Raw genomic sequence first — 15,660 nt, 5'->3', positions numbered from 1 at the left:
GATAACCCCCGCCTGAAAAGCTAGCACGCGGACCCCGGATGACCAGCGGTCAATTGGGCGCGGAGCTTCAAGAAGAGGTGACCGGCCGTCACGGCTCGGGCCGTTGCCGGTTGATGGTCAATCCTCCGAGCGGGGCATTGTTCGAGAGGGGTGGTCGATTCTGCACGGCAGGTGGCGGGCCGGCGGGCGGGCGCGTCAGCCCAGCCAGGCCGGGACCCGGTCGAGCCCGATCAACTCGTCATAGGTCGGGCGCGGGCGCACCACCGCGTGATCCTCGCCGCGGACCAGCACCTCGGGCACCAGAGGGCGCGTGTTGTAGGTGCTGGCCTGGACGGCCCCGTAGGCGCCGGCGGTCATGACGGCGATGAGGTCGCCCGCCTTCACGGCCGGCATGTCGCGGGACAGGGCGAGATAGTCGCCGGTCTCGCACACGGGGCCGACCACGTCGGCGACGACGCGCGGCGTGCCGGGAGAGGCGGCCAGGACCGGCTTGATATCGTGATGGGCCTCGTAGAGCGTCGGGCGGATGAGGTCGTTCATCGCCGCATCGACGATCACGAACGGCTTGTCGGCGCCCTGCTTCACGTAGATCACCCGGGCGACGAGCACGCCCGCATTGCCGGCGATCATGCGGCCCATCTCGAACACGAGCTTGAGGCCGAGATCCCGGGTGTGACGCTTGATGATCGCCGCGTAGGCCTGCGGATCGGGCGGGGGCTCGTTGTCCTCCCGATAGGGCACGCCGAGGCCGCCGCCGAGATCGATGTGGTGCAGCCGGTGGCCGTCCGCCATCAGGTCGCGGGCGAGTTCGGCGAGGAGCGCGGTCGCGTTGTCGTAAGGCGCCAGGTCCGTGATCTGGCTGCCGATATGCATGTCGACGCCGGTGACCTCGATGCCCTGGAGCGCCGCCGCCCGGGCATAGACCTCGCGGGCGCGGGCGATGGGGATGCCGAACTTGTTCTCGGACTTGCCGGTCGAGATCTTGGCGTGGGTCTTGGCGTCCACGTCCGGATTGATGCGCACCGACACGGGGGCGCGCATGCCCTTCGAGACCGCCACCTCGGAAAGGGCTTCGAGCTCCGGCTCCGATTCCACGTTGAAGCAGAGAATGCCGCTCTCGAGCGCGAAGGCCATCTCGGCTTTCGTCTTGCCGACCCCGGAGAAGACGATGCGCTCGCCCGGCACGCCGGCCGCGAGCGCGCGGCGCAGCTCGCCCTCGGACACGATGTCCATGCCGGCGCCCAGGCGGCCGAGCGTCCGGAGCACGGCCTGGTTCGAATTGGCCTTCATGGCATAGCAGACGAGGGCGTTCGTGTCGGCGAAGGCCTCGGCGAAGACCCGGTAGTGCCGCTCCAGAGTGGCCGAGGAATAGCAATAGAACGGGGTCCCGACCTCGTCCGCGAGGCGGCGCAGATCGACGCCCTCCGCATGGAGGACGCCGTCACGATAGGCGAAATGGTGCATCGAAAAGGCCTAGAGCAGCGGGTCGAGGATAAACGGCTTGTTGGGAATCGTGTAGCCCCGGTTCGCCTGGGAGCGGGGCGTGCCGACCGGGGAGGGCAGGGTGGCGTCGCTCGCCGGGGTCTGCGTCTGGGTCTCGGCCGCCTGAGCCGAGGCGTCCGGCGGCGGCTCGAGCGCGCCGCGACGGCCGCAGGCGGTCAGACCGAGGGCGAGAAGGCCGCAAACCAGAACGGCGCGAGGAAGGGTCAGGCTGGACGACATGAAGAGCTCCGAAACGTGGCCGCACCATAACGGCAAGCGGTGCCGGATGCGAGAGGCAAGGTGAGGATTGCAACAGACTGAACGCTCAACGCTTTCGTGATGGGACGGACGGCCGCGCTCTTCCTTTCGGGCTTGAGGCCCGGGCCGAAAAGCGCCACATCACAGGCCATGTCGAACCCACAGGCCATGTCGAACCCATCGAAATCCCGAACGGGCTGGATCCTCGGTCTCGCGGCCCTGGCGGCCGCCGGGGCCGGGGCGGCCTGGTACGGCCTCTCGCCCCGCGACCCGCTGGCGGCCGGGGTTGCCGAATGCCGCGCCTCCAAGCCGACCGCAGAGCGCCTGAAGCCGCTGGCCAAGGGCGAGGTGGCGGCCGTCGGCGTGAGCAACGCCCCGAAGCCGCCGCCGGTGATCGCCTTCACGGGGCCCGAGGGCCAGCGGATGAGCCTGTCGGATTTCAAGGGGCGGACGATCCTGGTCAATCTGTGGGCGACCTGGTGCGTGCCCTGCCGCGAGGAGATGCCGGCCCTCGACAGGATTCAGGCCGAGCTCGGCGGTCCCGATTTCCAGGTCGTGGCCATCAATGTGGACACCCGCAATCCCGAGAAGCCGAAGGCCTGGCTGCAGGAGAACGGCATCCGGAACCTGGCCTACCACGCCGATCCCGAGGGCAAGCTCCTGCAGGTGCTCCAGAAATCCGGCCACGTGGTGGGACTTCCGACCACCTTCGTGGTCGATGCGTCGGGCTGCGAGATCGCCCTGCTCAAGGGGCCGGCCCAATGGGCCTCGCCGGACGCCGTCACGTTCATGAAGACGGCTCTGGGCCGGTCCTAGCGCATCGTGCGGACCCAGAGGGCCGCGTCAGTAAAAAGTGGACCCGGTTTTCCGTCCGATGCGCTAGACCGGGAGCGCCCCGCCCCCGTCCGGGACGCCGACCGTGCCGGAAAAGGCCGGCTTCGAGAGCCGCCAGGGGCGGTCCATGGCCTGCCGCGCCTCGCTGCGTTGGAGCCGGCGCGGGGTGCCGTCGGCCAGGATCTCCTCGATCACCAGGAAGCCCAGCGCCTGCAGCATGACGGCCGCCATCTTGGTGGCCCGGTCGTCCGCCCGGATGGACAGGGAACCCGCCGCATAGATGCGCTCCATCAGGCTCTTGGGATGATGGGGCACGGCATTCCGCGGCTTGAAGGCAACGACATTCGTCTCCGGTTCGATCATGGAACAGCCCCTTCTCGCCGCTCCTTCTTATTCTGTGGTGCGCGGCGCTTCTGTTGCATTCAGCACAGTTCATTGTGCCGGAAACTGAGCCGTTTAAGGAATGCGACATAAGACGCCCCTGACCTGCGGAGGGCGCATGAAAAAGGCGGGGTCAACGCCCCGCCTCGGATCGCTCGAAAAGGAATGCCGGCCTCAGGTGCTCTGCTGGACCGGAATGCCCTTGTCGGCGAAGAGCTGCTGCAGCTCGCCGGCCTGGAACATCTCGCGGGTGATGTCGCAGCCGCCCACGAACTCGCCCTTCACGTAGAGCTGGGGGATGGTCGGCCAGTTGGAATAGTCCTTGATGCCCTGGCGGATGGTCTCGTCCTCGAGCACGTTGACGCCCTTGTAGGGCACGCCGAGGTAGTTGAGGATCTGGACCACCTGGCCCGAGAACCCGCACATGGGGAATTGCGGCGTGCCCTTCATGAACAGCACGACGTCGTTGGACTTCACTTCGTTGTCGATGATCTGGTTGGCGTCAGCCATGGAATGCTCCTTCGTCCCGACGGTCAAGGCGTCGGACTCGCGTCTCAATTGTCGGGTGCCACGGTCGTCAATGCAAGGGCATGAAGCACGCCTCCCATGCGTCCTTGCAGCGCTGCATAGACCATCTGGTGCTGCTGGACCCGGGACTTCCCCTTGAAGGCCGAGGAGGTGACGGTGGCGGCATAGTGGTCGCCGTCGCCGGCCAGATCCTTGATCTCGACCACCGCGTCCGGCAGGGCGGCTTTGATCATGCTCTCGATATCGTGGGCGTTCATGGGCATGGATCAAACTCCTCAGGACTTGCCGGTCATGTAGTCGGGCAGCCAGGCTTCGTGGGCTGCCTTCAACTGCTTCAGGGATATGGCCTGCCGGCCCGGCAGAATCAACGAATCGCCGCCGGTGATTCCCAGTGTCACGGCCGGAATGCCGACCGCGCCGGCCTCGTAGAGGATGTCGGCCGCCACGTCCTCGTCGACGGCGAGGAGGTAGCGGGCCTGGTCTTCGCCGAACAGGAAGGCATGGAGGGGGAAGCCCTCCGGATAGGCGGTGATCTCGGCCCCCACCTGGCCCGCCATGGCCATCTCGGCGAGCGCGAGCGCGATGCCGCCGTCCGAGACGTCGTGCACGGTGGTCACCTGGCCGGAGCGGATGAGCTGGCGCACGAAGTCGCCGTTACGCTTCTCCAGGGCCAGATCCACCGGCGGCGGCGCGCCCTCCTCGCGACCGCAGACGTCGCGCAGGTAGATCGACTGGCCGAGCCAGCCCCGGGTGGCCCCGATGAGGATGATCGCCTCGCCCTCGCGCCTGAACGCCATGGAGGCGTTCACCGTCACGTCGTCGAGGAGCCCGACCCCGCCGATGGCGGGCGTGGGCAGGATGCCCTGGCCGTTGGTCTCGTTGTAGAGCGAGACGTTGCCGGACACGACCGGGAAGTCGAGCGCCTTGCAGGCCTCGCCGATACCCCGGATGCAGCCGACGAACTGGCCCATGGATTCGGGCCGCTCGGGGCTGGCGAAGTTGAGGTTGTCGGTGATTGCCAGCGGCAGGCCGCCGACCGCCGTGATGTTGCGCCAGGCCTCCGCCACCGCCTGCTTGCCGCCCTCGAAGGGATCGGCCTCGCAGTAGCGGGGCGTGACGTCGGTGGTGAGCGCCAGACCCTTCAGGCCGTCCTCGACCCGCACGATGGCGGCGTCGCCCCCCGGGGTCTGGACCGTGTTGCCGAGGATCAGGTGGTCGTACTGCTCCCAGACCCAGCGCTTGGAGCACTGATCCGGCGAGCCGACGAGCTTGAGGAGCGCCTCGGCCTCGGACACGGGAGCCGTCACGCTCTCTGCCGCAATTGCGGGCTGCCGTGGGCTTTCCACCCAGGGGCGGTCATAGACGGGAGCCTCGTCGCCGAGCTCCTTGATCGGCAGGTCGGCCTTCACCTCGCCCTGGTGCTTGATCACGAAGCGCAGGGTGTCGGTGGTCCTGCCGATGACGGCGAAGTCCAGGCCCCACTTGTGGAAAATGGCCTCGGCCTCTTTCTCCATGCCGGGCTTGAGCACCATGAGCATGCGCTCCTGGCTCTCCGAGAGCATCATCTCGTAGGCGGTCATGCCCTCCTCGCGGCAGGGCACCTTGTCGAGGTCGAGCTCGATGCCGAGATTGCCCTTCGCGCCCATCTCGACGGCCGAGCTGGTCAGGCCCGCCGCCCCCATGTCCTGGATGGCGATGACGGCGCCGGATTTCATGAGCTCGAGGCAGGCCTCCAGCAGGAGCTTCTCGGCGAAGGGGTCGCCGACCTGCACGGTGGGGCGCTTCTCCTCCGAGGATTCGTCGAACTCGGCGGACGCCATCGTGGCGCCATGGATGCCGTCGCGGCCGGTCTTCGAGCCGAGATAGACGATCGGGTTCCCGACGCCGGTCGCCTTGGCGTAGAAGATCTCGTCGGTGCGCGCCAGGCCCACCGCCATGGCGTTGACCAGGATGTTGCCGTTGTAGCGCTTGTCGAAGCCCACGGAGCCGCCCACCGTCGGCACGCCGAAGGAATTGCCGTAGCCGCCGATGCCCGCCACCACGCCGGAGACGAGGTGAGGGGTCTTGGGATGGTCCGGCTCGCCAAAGCGCAGGAAGTTGAGCGACGCGATGGGGCGCGCCCCCATGGTGAACACGTCGCGCAGGATGCCGCCGACGCCCGTCGCCGCGCCCTGATAGGGCTCGATGAAGGACGGGTGGTTGTGGCTCTCCATCTTGAAGATGCAGGCCAGCCCATCGCCGATGTCGATCACGCCGGCGTTCTCGCCCGGACCCTGGATGACCCAGGGAGCGCTGGTGGGCAGGCCGCGCAGGTGAATGCGGGAGGACTTGTACGAGCAGTGCTCGTTCCACATGGCCGACACGATGCCGAGTTCCGTGATCGTCGGCTCGCGGCCGATCAGGTTCACGAAGCGCTCGTATTCGTCCGGCTTCAGCCCGTGCTCCTTGACCAGCTCCGGGGTGATGGCGACGTCGTTGCGGATCATCGGGGTCTCGTAATCTGGAGGGATCAGGCGGCGCGGGGGAAGGACGACACGAGGCTCTCGAACAGGCCCCGTCCGTCGGTGCCGCCCACGAGGTCTTCGATCAGGTTCTCCGGATGGGGCATCATGCCGAGCACGTTGAGCTTGTCGGAATAGATGCCCGCGATGGAGTTCATGGAGCCGTTGCGGTTGGCGTCCTGCGTGATGTGGCCCTGGGCGTCGGAGTAGCGGAACGCCACCAGGCCCTCGCCCTCGAGCCGCTTCAGGGTCTCCGCGTCGGCCGTGTAATTGCCCTCGCCGTGCGCCACGCACACGTCGATGGCCTGGCCCTTGGCGTAGGCCCGGGTGAAGGCGGTGTCGTTGCGCTCGACCTTGAGGAACTGCCGGTGGCAGATGAACCTGAGGTTCGCGTTGCGCATCAGGATGCCGGGAAGAAGCCCGGATTCGCACAGGATCTGGAACCCGTTGCAGATCCCGAGCACGAGCCCGCCCCGCGCCGCATGGGCGCGCACCGCATCCATCACGGTGGCACGGCCGGCGATCGCCCCGCAGCGCAGATAGTCGCCGTAGGAGAAGCCGCCCGGCAGGACCACGAGATCCGTGCCCTGCGGCAGCTCGGTCTCGGCATGCCAGACCTTCTCCACCCGGGATCCGGCCGATTGGAGCGCCCGCAGCACATCGCCTTCGCGATTGGAGCCGGGGAAGACGATGACGGCAGATTTCATGGGAGCCTCACGCGATCTCGACGCGGTAATTCTCGATGACGGTGTTGGCGAGGAGTTTCTCGCAGGCGGCCTTGAGGGCGGCTTCGGCCTTGGCCTTGTCGGTGGTGCCGAGCTCGATGTCGAAGACCTTGCCCTGGCGCACGCCGTCGATGCCCTCGACGCCGAGCGACTTGAGGGCTCCCTCGATGGCCTTGCCTTGGGGGTCGAGAACGCCGTTCTTGAGGGTCACGGTGACACGCGCTTTCATGGGGGCCTCGGGCTGTTGAGATTTGGCCAAGGCCATAAAGAATTTAGCCGCAGGAGACAACGGGCTCGACGCATGATCCGGTGAAGTGTCCGCCGGTTCACCGCAAGACCATGCGTCCGGCGTGGATTCAGGGGCCCAATTCGCGGGCAGCGACGGACTTGGCCGTCTCGCGCACCGCATCCGGCGCCTCGCCGATCACCAGAACGACGCCGAGATCGGTCCCGGAGCGCCGCCCGAGCGCCGCCCCGTAGGCCGGCGGCTTGCCGCCGTCGGCGGGCGCGAGATCGATCACGAAACCCGGATAGGGCGCATCCTCGAGGCGCGCCACGGTGATCCTGGTCCGGACGGGCCTGTCCCGGCCCGCGGGCGAGCGCAGGGCCCGAGCCAGACGCTCCGGATCCTTCAAGAGGGCATCCGTGAGGTCCGCATCCCGTCCGGTCAGCCGGATGACGCTCACCGCCAGGCCCGGACCGCATTCGGGCGGGGCGCAGAAGGCCAGGGCCACCGGCTCAGCCCGATCCTCGGCCAGCCATTTGCGCAGGGGCAGGGCATCCCAGGACCGGTCGGGCGGGAGACCGGCCACCTGACGGGGAATATAGCCGCAGCCCACGACGGACAGGGTGAGGGCCAGGATCGGAAGGCTGACACGCAACAGGCGGAAAGGCATGGCTTCATCTATGCGCGAAACGGATCGGCAGGTCGACGGCTTTCTGTCACGCCGGGCCTTCTCGGCACGGGCGGCGCCATCCCGGTCATCCACCCTCTCCGTCATGGCCGGTCGGTCATGACCTGCCTCTTGCCGGCCAACCCGATGCGGTGGGGCGCTGCGCTTCTCATATCGGGATCGCCGGTCCTAACGCTCCCGGTCCTGCCACCCTCCACGTCATGGCCGGGGCTGTCCCGGCCATCCCGGTCGGAAAGGCGCCGCGCCTCGACCGAGCGGGATCACCGGGACAAGCCCGGTGATGACGGATTGCGTGGCGCCCCCGCAGGTCCCGATCAGGCATGCGCAGCGCCTCTCCCTCGGGACCGGCGGAACGGACTCATGGCGTCGAAGAAGCGCCGGCCCCCCGGCGGCCAACAAAAAGCCCGGCGCGGCGGCCGGGCTTTGCAGGATGCGAGGAACGTGGGCTTTACTGCACGAGGCGCGGGCCGCCCGTGACCGGGTTCTCGTTCTCGGACAGGATGCCGAGCCGGCGGGCCACCTCCGTATAGGCCTCGACCAGCCCGCCCATGTCCCGGCGGAACCGGTCCTTGTCGAGCTTGTCCTTGGACTTGATGTCCCAGAGGCGGCACGAATCCGGCGAGATCTCGTCGGCCACGACGATGCGCATCATCTCGCCCTCCCAGAGACGGCCCGTCTCCAGCTTGAAGTCGACGAGGCGGATGCCGACCCCGAGGAAGAGGCCGGACAGGAAATCGTTGACCCGGATGGCCAGCGCCATGATGTCGTCGATCTCCTGGGGCGAGGCCCAGCCGAAGGCCGTGATGTGCTCCTCCGAGACCATCGGGTCGTTGAGGGCGTCGTTCTTGTAATAGAATTCGATGATCGAGCGGGGCAGCTGGGTGCCCTCCTCGATGCCGAGGCGGGTGGCCAGCGAGCCGGCGGCCACGTTCCGCACCACCACCTCGAGGGGGATGATCTCGACCTCGCGAATCAGCTGCTCGCGCATGTTGAGGCGGCGGATGAAGTGGGTCGGGATGCCGATGTCGTTCAGATGCTGGAACAGGTATTCCGAGATCCGGTTGTTGAGCACGCCCTTGCCGTCGATCACTTCATGCTTCTTGGCATTGAAGGCGGTCGCGTCATCCTTGAAGTGCTGGATGAGCGTTCCGGGTTCCGGGCCCTCATAGAGGACCTTCGCCTTGCCCTCATAGATGCGACGGCGACGATTCATAGGCGTGTACCGTGGTTTGAGAAAATCCATTTGCCGTGGCTCCTGGGGATGGTCATTTTTTTAGATCCGCGGCTGGCGTGACGCGCGGCTTTTCGCCGGCGGTCCGCTTGAAGGGCAACCTATCCGATCCCTCGGGCAAGCACAACGCGGGGAGACAGGCTGCAACCCTGCAACCTGGTGAAAGCACCGTTGGAGAGATGGGGAGCGTCTGGCGGCAGCGCGAGTGCGCCCTTATATCGCATAAGGAAAAGCCAGGGAGGACAAGGCCGATGACCACGTTCGACGACCGGGAGGAAGCCTTCGAGAAGCGGTTCGCCCTCGACGAGGAGCTCCGCTTCAAGGCGACCGCGCGCTGCAACAAGCTCCTGGGCCTCTGGGTGGCCGGGCGCATGGGCAAGACCGGCGCCGACGCGGAGGCCTATGCCAGGAGCATCGTCCTGGCCGATTTCCACGAACCCGGGGACGGCGACGTGATCCGCAAGGTGCATCAGGATCTGGGCGCCGCCGGCCAGCCGCTGGACGAGAGCGCGCTCAGGGCCAAGCTCGGCCAGCTGAGGGCTCAGGCGATCGAGGAGATCAAGGCGGGGCGTTAGCGCCTCCGGGCTGCGACCTTGTTGCGCCGAGGCGCCGTTGAAGCAAAGGGGCATCATGCCGACCCATTCATCGTTCCCCGAGCGGCTGAGAGCCGGCTCCCCCCTGCTGACGGCCTGGTGCGGCCTGCCGGATCCCTCCGTGGCCGGCATCCTGGCCCGCGAGGCGTTCGACGCGGTCGTCCTGGACATGCAGCACGGCGCCGTAGACTTCCCCGCCGCGCTCCAGGCCGTGCCCCTTATCGCCGCCGCCGGGAAGCCGGCCCTGGTCCGTCTCCCCGTGGGGGACTTCGCCACCGCGTCGCGGTTCCTCGATGCCGGCGGGACCGGCGCGATCGCCCCGATGATCAACACCGTCGAGGATGCACGGCGCTTCGCCGCCTTCATGAAGTACCCGCCGACGGGCGAGCGCAGCTGGGGCGCCTATGGGGCGCTCCCGCTGACCGGGATGGAGCCGGGCGACTACCTCCGGAAGGCCAACGACCTGACCGTATCCTTCGCCATGGTGGAGACCCGGGAGGCCCTGGCCATCGTCGACGACGTCCTGGCCGTGCCCGGAATCGATGGAGTCTTCGTCGGCCCCTCGGACCTGTCGATCGCGCTGGCTCGGGGAGCGGGCGTCAATCCCACCGGCGCGGAGGTCGAGAAGGCCCTGGATCACGTGCTCGCCCGGGCGAAGGCCGCCGGAAAGCTCGCGGCCGTTTACGCGCAGTCGGGAGATCGCGCGGCGGAGCTGTCCGCCAAGGGGTTCCACATGGTGTCCATCGGCAACGACATCGCCATGCTCCGGTCCGGCGCCCATGCGGCCCTCGTGGCCGCGCGGGCTTGAGCGGCGCACCGCTCGACGCGAAAAACCGCGTCCACTTTTTCGCACGGTGCGCTAGCGGCTTCCGGGGGAGGGGAGGCCAGGGCGGCCGGCGGTCCGGTCAGCCGGGGGCGCCCTCCCGGGACTTGATCACGCGGTAATAGGCCCAGAGCATCTTGGCCGCGACCCCCCGCCATGGGCGCCATCGTTCGGCCAAAGCGGTCAGGGTGCGGGCGTCCGGCCGCGCTTCGAGCCCGTAGGCGAGGCGGGCCGCCTCCTGCACGGCCAGATCCCCGCTCGGAAAAGCGTCCGGATGCCCGAGGCAGAAGAGCAGGTAGACGTCCGCCGTCCAGGGGCCGATCCCCTTTACCCGCGTGAGGAGGCCATGAGCCTCCTCGGCCGGGCGATTCCGCAGCTCGTCGAGGGAGAGGCGGCCTTCCACGATCTCCGTCGCCAGGGCGCGCAGGGTCCGGACCTTGCCGGCGGACAATCCGGCCGCCCGGAGATCCTCGTCGGACAGCCGGAGAAAGACGTCCGGCCGCGGCGGTTCGAGGTTCTGCCGGAGGCGATTCCAGATGGCTTCCGCGCTCGCGGTGGAAACTTGCTGTCCCACGACGATCCAGGCCAGGCCCTCGAAGCCGGGCGGCCGTTTGCGCAAGTGCGGCGTAACCCCGTCCGCCGCCAGCTTCGCCATGACGGGGTCCGCCAGCACCAGTTCGCCCAAGCCCCTCTTGAGAACCGCATCCGTTTCGAGGAGGGTGGTCATTCCTTGAGGTTCCTTCCTGTCCCGCAGGCTCCCGTGACGAAGCCCGTTTTCCGATTCGCTCCGAGCCCGAACGGGCGGCTTCACCTGGGCCATGCCTATTCGGCTCTTCTCAATGCCGATTTCGCCGGCCGATTCGGCGGGCGCTTCCTCCTGCGCATCGAGGATATCGATATCACACGATGCCGGCCGGACTTCGAGGCCGCCATCCATGAGGATCTCGCCTGGCTCGGCCTGCAGTGGGAGATCCCGGTGCGGCGCCAGTCCGAACATTTTGCGGATTACCGCGCTGCCTTCCTGAAGCTGAAGGGGAGGGGTGTCGTCTATCCCTGCTTCTGCACCCGCCGGGACATCGTGCAGGCCGTTGCCCGCCGGGAACAGGAGAGCGGCCGGGACTGGCCCCGCGATCCGGACGGCGCACCCCTCTACCCGGGGACCTGCCGGGAGGTGCCCGCCGCAGAGGCCGAGCGCCGGATTGCGGCCGGCGAGCCCCAGGCCTGGCGCCTGGACAGCGCGGCTGCGCAGAAACTCAGGCCGGGGCCGCATGCCTTCAGGCGGTTCGACCGAGACGGCCGCGAGGAGACGGTCGCGGCTGATCCCTGGCGCTGGGGCGACGCGGTGATCGTGCGCAAGGAAACCCCGTCGAGCTACCATCTCTCCGTGGTGGTGGATGACGCCCTCCAGGGCGTCACCCACGTGGTGCGCGGCCAGGATCTCGAAGCCGCGACCGACCTCCACGTGCTGCTGCAGGCGCTGCTGGACCTGCCGACGCCCCTCTATCACCACCACGGGCTCGTGCTGGACCCCACGGGCGACAAGCTGGCCAAGAGCCGGCAATCGCCAGCCCTGTCGGAGCTGCGCGCCGACGGCGTGACCCCGCAGGCCATCCGGCGGCGCCTCGGCTTCTAAAGCATCGGACCCAAAAGTGGACTTGCACTTTTGGGATCCATCCGATGCTTTCTTCTTGAATGAGAGTATCGGACGTGAAAAGCGGGAACCGGTTTTGTGCGTAAAAGATGCTCCAAAACATAAGCTTAAAGCCTCGGACGCGGCCCTCTGGGTCCGCCCTGAACGATGCGCCGGCCAAGAATGGAGCATCGGATGGCCCTCCGGGGCCGCACGACGGGCTCGCGCAGCCCCGCCTCAGCCTATGCCGAGCACGGAGAGCCAGACGAGCGTCGTGCCCAGGGCGAGGAACGTCGACAGGGTGATGGCGCTGGACGCGAGGGCAACGCCTTCCCCGTAGCGCTCGGCGAAGAGATAGGCATTGATCCCGGACGGGCACGAGGCGAAGAGCACCGCGACCCCGGCCCAGACCGGCGGCATGGCGAACACCTTTGTGGCCAGCACCAGCACGATCAGGGGATGGAGCACGAGCTTGAGGAAGGAGATCGCGGCCGGCAGTTTCCAGCCCGTCTGGAGGCCATAGCGGCGCAACGCGATGCCCATGGAGATGAGGGCGCAGGGCACCGCCGCGCTCGCCAGGAGATCCATGACCTGCCAGGCGGGAGCCGGCACGTGGGCGGCGAGCGGGCGGCAGGCGGATCCCGCCAGGATCCCGACGACGATGGGATGGGTCAGGAGGCGGCGCAGGACGACGACCGGCGAAGCCTGGCGCCCCTCGGCCAGGACCGTCGCCAGGGTCATCGTGACGGGGAGATGCACGGCGATCAGGAGGAAGAGCGGAACCGCGCCCTCGTCCCCATAGGCCTTGAGGATCATCGGAACGCCGACGAAGACGGTGTTCGCCTGTCCGGCCGAAAAGCCGGCGACGACTCCGGACACACCCTTGATCCCGAAGAAACGCCGCCCGATCACGGTGGCCAGGAGCCAGACGACGGCCACCCCGACGAAATAGGAGATCCAGTAGCCCCAGGGCTGGACGTCCGGGATCTCGGCGCGCACGAGGGTGCGGAAGATCAGGCACGGGAGGGCGAGCGTGAAGACGAATTCGGACAGGCCTTCGCCGGCCCGCTCGGAGATGAGTCCCGTCTGGCGCGCGACATAGCCGATGCCGATCAGGCCGAAGACCGGCAGGACGATCGCGAAAAGGTCGAGCATGGGGCTCTATCGCAGCTCGGCCCGCTGGGAGAGCGTGGCGGAGGCGACGCTGTGGGACATCAGTTCGTCGACCTGCTCACGCTGGCGCTTGAAATCCGCCAGCCCGCGACCCTCGAGCTCCCGTCCCCGCGGCAGGCGGATCTTGAGAGGATCGACGAAGCTGCCGTTGATGAGCACCTCGTAGTGGAGGTGAGGGCCGGTCGACAGGCCCGTGCTGCCCAAATAGCCAATGACCTGCCCCTGCCGGACCCTGGTGCCGGACGCCATGTTCTTGGCGAAGCCGGACATGTGGGAATAGGTCGTCACATAGCCGTTCGCGTGCTGGATCTCGATGTGACGCCCGTAGCCCGATTTCCAGTCGGCGAAGCGGATGGTGCCGTTGCCGGCGGCCAGGATCGGGGTGCCCACCTTGTTGGCCCAGTCGATGCCCGTATGGGGCCGCGAATAGCCCAGGATCGGATGGAAGCGCGATCCGAAGCCCGAACGAAGAATGCCGTCGGAGATGGGCTTGCGGATCAGGAACTTCTTGAGGGAGCGGCCGGATTCGTCGAAGAAGTCGACCGTGCCGTCCTCGCCCTGATAGCGATAGACGCGGCGGGCTTCCCCGGCCACCGTCAGGGCGGCATAGAGAACCTCGGGCGCGCCGTTGTCGTCATCGGAGCCGAAGAAGATCTCGAAGGAGTCACCCTGCGAGACCCGGCGCTGAAAATCCACGTCGTAGCCGAAGATCCGCACCAGTTCGTCGACCGTCTGGCGGGGCAGCTCGTTCTTGAGCGCCGTTTCGTAGAGGCTTTCGTAGAGCCGCACGCCGCGCCCGTCGTCGTCCTCGTCCTCCTCGTTCTCCGAGGCTTCGGCGACCTGGCGGTTCCTCTCGTCGGCCGGTGGCGTGACGGACACGAAGACGCCGCGATCGTTGGCGGCCGCGATTCCCTCGATCCCTCGTTCTCCCAGCGTGATCACCCGGACGATCTGCCGGGGGTCGCCGAGCCGGGGCCCTGGGGCAATGAGAATGCGCAGCCTCTGGCCTTCGGTCAGACCCTCGACCTTGATCCGGGCCGCCAGAGCCGTGGTGATCGCGGCGATCTGCCCGGGGGTGCCCCCGTAGCTGCGCAGGACCGTCTCGAGGGTCTCTCCCTTCTTGAGGACCACGTCGCGTTCCTCGACGAGGGGCGCCATGGTCTTCTGCTCGATCTTGGGCAGTTCGGTCACGTTCTCGGGCACGACGCGAACCTCGATCGTGCTGAAGGGGGCGTCCACGACGCGGGCGTATCCCAGGGCGTCTCCAAGCCCTTCCGGCTGCCGCAGGGTCCGGGACAGCATCTGCTGGGCCGGGATCGGCACCGGGGTCCGGCGCCCCGCATCGTTGAAGACCCGCCGTTCCTCCTCCAGGATCGCCAGCACGTCGCCGTCGGTCAGGGAGGGGGCGCTCGCCGCGATGGCTACCGAAGCGAGATCGCGCCTGAGGACCGATACGTCCGCGTCCGCGACCTCCGGGGTCGGCTCGACGCGTTGCTCGTCCATTCCCTCGGCAAACAGGCGCAGCGGATTGAAGGGCGGGATGTCGGCCGCGTAGGTGCCGGCGCTCAGGGAGAGGTTCGTGGCGATGCGGACGAAGTTGCGGACCTTGATCGCCTCGCGCTCTCCGATGCGGATCGTCATCGGGGCCTTGAAGCTCTGGCGCGCAGACGACGTCTGCTCCGTCATGTTGAGCCGGTCGGCCTTGCGGGCCAGGTTCGAGGTCCGCTCCTCGACGCTCGCCGACGGAGTCCGGCCATTGAGAGCGGCCCGCTCAGGCGGGAGGGCGGAGGTCGTCGCCCCTTCGAGGGCGATGTAGATGGAGGCTCCAATCAGGACGGCGCCCGTGACGCCGGTCAGGATGCTGGCGCCCAGCCAGCGCAGGTTCACTTCCCACTTGTCGACCTCAGGGGCCGCGTTGCCGCTGGTATTGAGGGGAGGTTCATGGCCGAGATCGATGCCGGACGACAGGCGCGAAGCTTCCTTTCGGGAACTCTTGGCATGGCTGTCATCGGGGGGAAGAGCGGTCATGATCTCTGTCTGGCATGAAGGACGTGGGTTGCTGTCACAGACACCAGAGGCCATCTAGCACAAGAGACGACAACCGCACAGACTAATAGACAAGCTTGCGCAGGGCGCGCCAACTCTCCGAGGATAGAGGGTGCGGAAATGGACGCCCGCCGCGGCTCTGCTTCGGGCCGCACTGTGTCGGCAGTGAGGCAGGGGTGAAAAAACCTGTGCGGGAGGCGCTCCGGAAAGCCCACAGGCGGCCTGTCAAAAAACTTTCACGAAGCACGTTGACAGGCCCGCGAGGTTCGGCCTATATACCCCCCATCGACGCCGCCGCTGACGCGAACGGCGCCCAGATCTTCCTCAGAAACCGGGCTGTTGGGCCCGACTTCGGTCGGGAACAAGCGCTGTTCTGCGGAGGTCTGTTTTTATCGGTCACATCGGAAGATGTGTTGCTCTTTGACATTGTTGAGAGGGAAGAGAAGCGTAGGCGGCGGTGTCCTTGCGCCGGCCCTTATGGGGCTGGATGGAATGAACATCGACCAGTCTTACGCTTTGGTGAGTACACCGCTTCAGGGAA

The 15,660-nt window shown here is 67.4% G+C and carries 17 protein-coding genes; 4 read left to right on the top strand and 13 right to left on the bottom strand.

Features of this window, described 5'->3' with window-relative positions; translation table 11 throughout:
* Nucleotides 1–195: 195 nt before the first annotated feature.
* Both lysA and lptM read right to left on the bottom strand, forming a co-directional pair.
* The gene (lysA, locus tag OCW50_RS29295; RefSeq protein ID WP_262300023.1) at nt 196–1,464 is read right to left on the bottom strand and encodes a diaminopimelate decarboxylase; all 1,269 of its coding nucleotides are present in this window, start codon (nt 1,462–1,464) and stop codon (nt 196–198) included.
* Between the two features lie 9 nt (nt 1,465–1,473).
* Nucleotides 1,474–1,722 carry an LPS translocon maturation chaperone LptM gene (lptM, locus tag OCW50_RS29290; protein WP_262273305.1) on the bottom strand — a complete coding sequence of 83 codons (249 nt, stop codon included), beginning with the start codon at nt 1,720–1,722 and terminating at the stop codon, nt 1,474–1,476.
* Nucleotides 1,723–1,890: 168 nt separating this feature from the next.
* Here lptM and tlpA point away from each other — a divergent pair, with 168 nt between their 5' ends.
* A complete protein-coding gene (gene tlpA / locus OCW50_RS29285) occupies nt 1,891–2,556 on the top strand; it encodes a thiol:disulfide interchange protein TlpA (protein ID WP_262300022.1) in 666 nt (221 codons plus the stop codon).
* 63 nt (nt 2,557–2,619) lie between these two features.
* On the opposite strand, the gene OCW50_RS29280 is transcribed toward tlpA, so the two are convergent.
* The 8 genes from OCW50_RS29280 to purC all read right to left on the bottom strand — a co-directional run bounded on the left by OCW50_RS29280 (nt 2,620) and on the right by purC (nt 8,866).
* Nucleotides 2,620–2,937: a hypothetical protein gene (locus OCW50_RS29280; protein WP_262300021.1), complete on the bottom strand. Its 318-nt coding sequence runs from the start codon at nt 2,935–2,937 to the stop codon at nt 2,620–2,622.
* A 192-nt stretch (nt 2,938–3,129) separates the two neighbouring features.
* Complete coding sequence (grxD, locus tag OCW50_RS29275) at nt 3,130–3,465, bottom strand: Grx4 family monothiol glutaredoxin (protein WP_262300020.1); 336 nt, start codon at nt 3,463–3,465, stop codon at nt 3,130–3,132.
* A 44-nt stretch (nt 3,466–3,509) separates the two neighbouring features.
* The gene (locus OCW50_RS29270; RefSeq protein WP_036362056.1) at nt 3,510–3,746 is read right to left on the bottom strand and encodes a BolA family protein; all 237 of its coding nucleotides are present in this window, start codon (nt 3,744–3,746) and stop codon (nt 3,510–3,512) included.
* Between the two features lie 12 nt (nt 3,747–3,758).
* Nucleotides 3,759–5,969 (bottom strand): phosphoribosylformylglycinamidine synthase subunit PurL, encoded by a 2,211-nt coding sequence (gene purL, locus OCW50_RS29265; protein WP_262300019.1) that lies wholly within the window; start codon nt 5,967–5,969, stop codon nt 3,759–3,761.
* 23 nt (nt 5,970–5,992) lie between these two features.
* The gene (gene purQ, locus OCW50_RS29260) at nt 5,993–6,691 is read right to left on the bottom strand and encodes a phosphoribosylformylglycinamidine synthase subunit PurQ (protein ID WP_262273309.1); all 699 of its coding nucleotides are present in this window, start codon (nt 6,689–6,691) and stop codon (nt 5,993–5,995) included.
* Nucleotides 6,692–6,698: 7 nt separating this feature from the next.
* Nucleotides 6,699–6,938: a phosphoribosylformylglycinamidine synthase subunit PurS gene (gene purS, locus OCW50_RS29255; RefSeq protein WP_173946714.1), complete on the bottom strand. Its 240-nt coding sequence runs from the start codon at nt 6,936–6,938 to the stop codon at nt 6,699–6,701.
* A gap of 127 nt (nt 6,939–7,065) precedes the next feature.
* A complete protein-coding gene (locus OCW50_RS29250) occupies nt 7,066–7,605 on the bottom strand; it encodes a hypothetical protein (protein ID WP_262300018.1) in 540 nt (179 codons plus the stop codon).
* 466 nt (nt 7,606–8,071) lie between these two features.
* On the bottom strand, nt 8,072–8,866 hold the full coding sequence (gene purC / locus OCW50_RS29245; RefSeq protein ID WP_262273311.1) for a phosphoribosylaminoimidazolesuccinocarboxamide synthase: 795 nt from the start codon (nt 8,864–8,866) through the stop codon (nt 8,072–8,074).
* A 239-nt stretch (nt 8,867–9,105) separates the two neighbouring features.
* Between purC and OCW50_RS29240 the strand changes: the two genes are divergently transcribed.
* Both OCW50_RS29240 and OCW50_RS29235 read left to right on the top strand, forming a co-directional pair.
* Nucleotides 9,106–9,429 carry a DUF1476 domain-containing protein gene (locus OCW50_RS29240; protein ID WP_262273312.1) on the top strand — a complete coding sequence of 108 codons (324 nt, stop codon included), beginning with the start codon at nt 9,106–9,108 and terminating at the stop codon, nt 9,427–9,429.
* A 55-nt stretch (nt 9,430–9,484) separates the two neighbouring features.
* On the top strand, nt 9,485–10,255 hold the full coding sequence (locus OCW50_RS29235; protein WP_262300017.1) for an HpcH/HpaI aldolase family protein: 771 nt from the start codon (nt 9,485–9,487) through the stop codon (nt 10,253–10,255).
* Between the two features lie 97 nt (nt 10,256–10,352).
* Here the strand turns inward: OCW50_RS29235 and OCW50_RS29230 are convergent, their stop codons facing one another.
* A complete protein-coding gene (locus OCW50_RS29230) occupies nt 10,353–10,997 on the bottom strand; it encodes a DNA-3-methyladenine glycosylase family protein (protein ID WP_262300016.1) in 645 nt (214 codons plus the stop codon).
* A gap of 33 nt (nt 10,998–11,030) precedes the next feature.
* On the opposite strand from OCW50_RS29230, the gene gluQRS reads away from it, so the two are divergent.
* A complete protein-coding gene (gene gluQRS, locus OCW50_RS29225; protein WP_262300015.1) occupies nt 11,031–11,903 on the top strand; it encodes a tRNA glutamyl-Q(34) synthetase GluQRS in 873 nt (290 codons plus the stop codon).
* Nucleotides 11,904–12,137: 234 nt separating this feature from the next.
* Here the strand turns inward: gluQRS and OCW50_RS29220 are convergent, their stop codons facing one another.
* Together OCW50_RS29220 and OCW50_RS29215 are read right to left on the bottom strand one after the other, a co-directional pair.
* Nucleotides 12,138–13,055, bottom strand: a complete 918-nt coding sequence (locus tag OCW50_RS29220; protein WP_262300014.1) for an AEC family transporter — start codon at nt 13,053–13,055, stop codon at nt 12,138–12,140.
* Nucleotides 13,056–13,061: 6 nt separating this feature from the next.
* A complete protein-coding gene (locus OCW50_RS29215; RefSeq protein WP_262300013.1) occupies nt 13,062–15,101 on the bottom strand; it encodes a M23 family metallopeptidase in 2,040 nt (679 codons plus the stop codon).
* Nucleotides 15,102–15,660: the final 559 nt, after the last annotated feature.

It is taken from the genome of Microvirga sesbaniae (assembly GCF_025460805.1).
GTDB classification, from domain to species: domain Bacteria; phylum Pseudomonadota; class Alphaproteobacteria; order Rhizobiales; family Beijerinckiaceae; genus Microvirga; species Microvirga sesbaniae.
The sequence above is the reverse complement of the archived record's forward strand: the minus strand, read 5'-3'. Positions and strand labels throughout refer to the sequence as shown.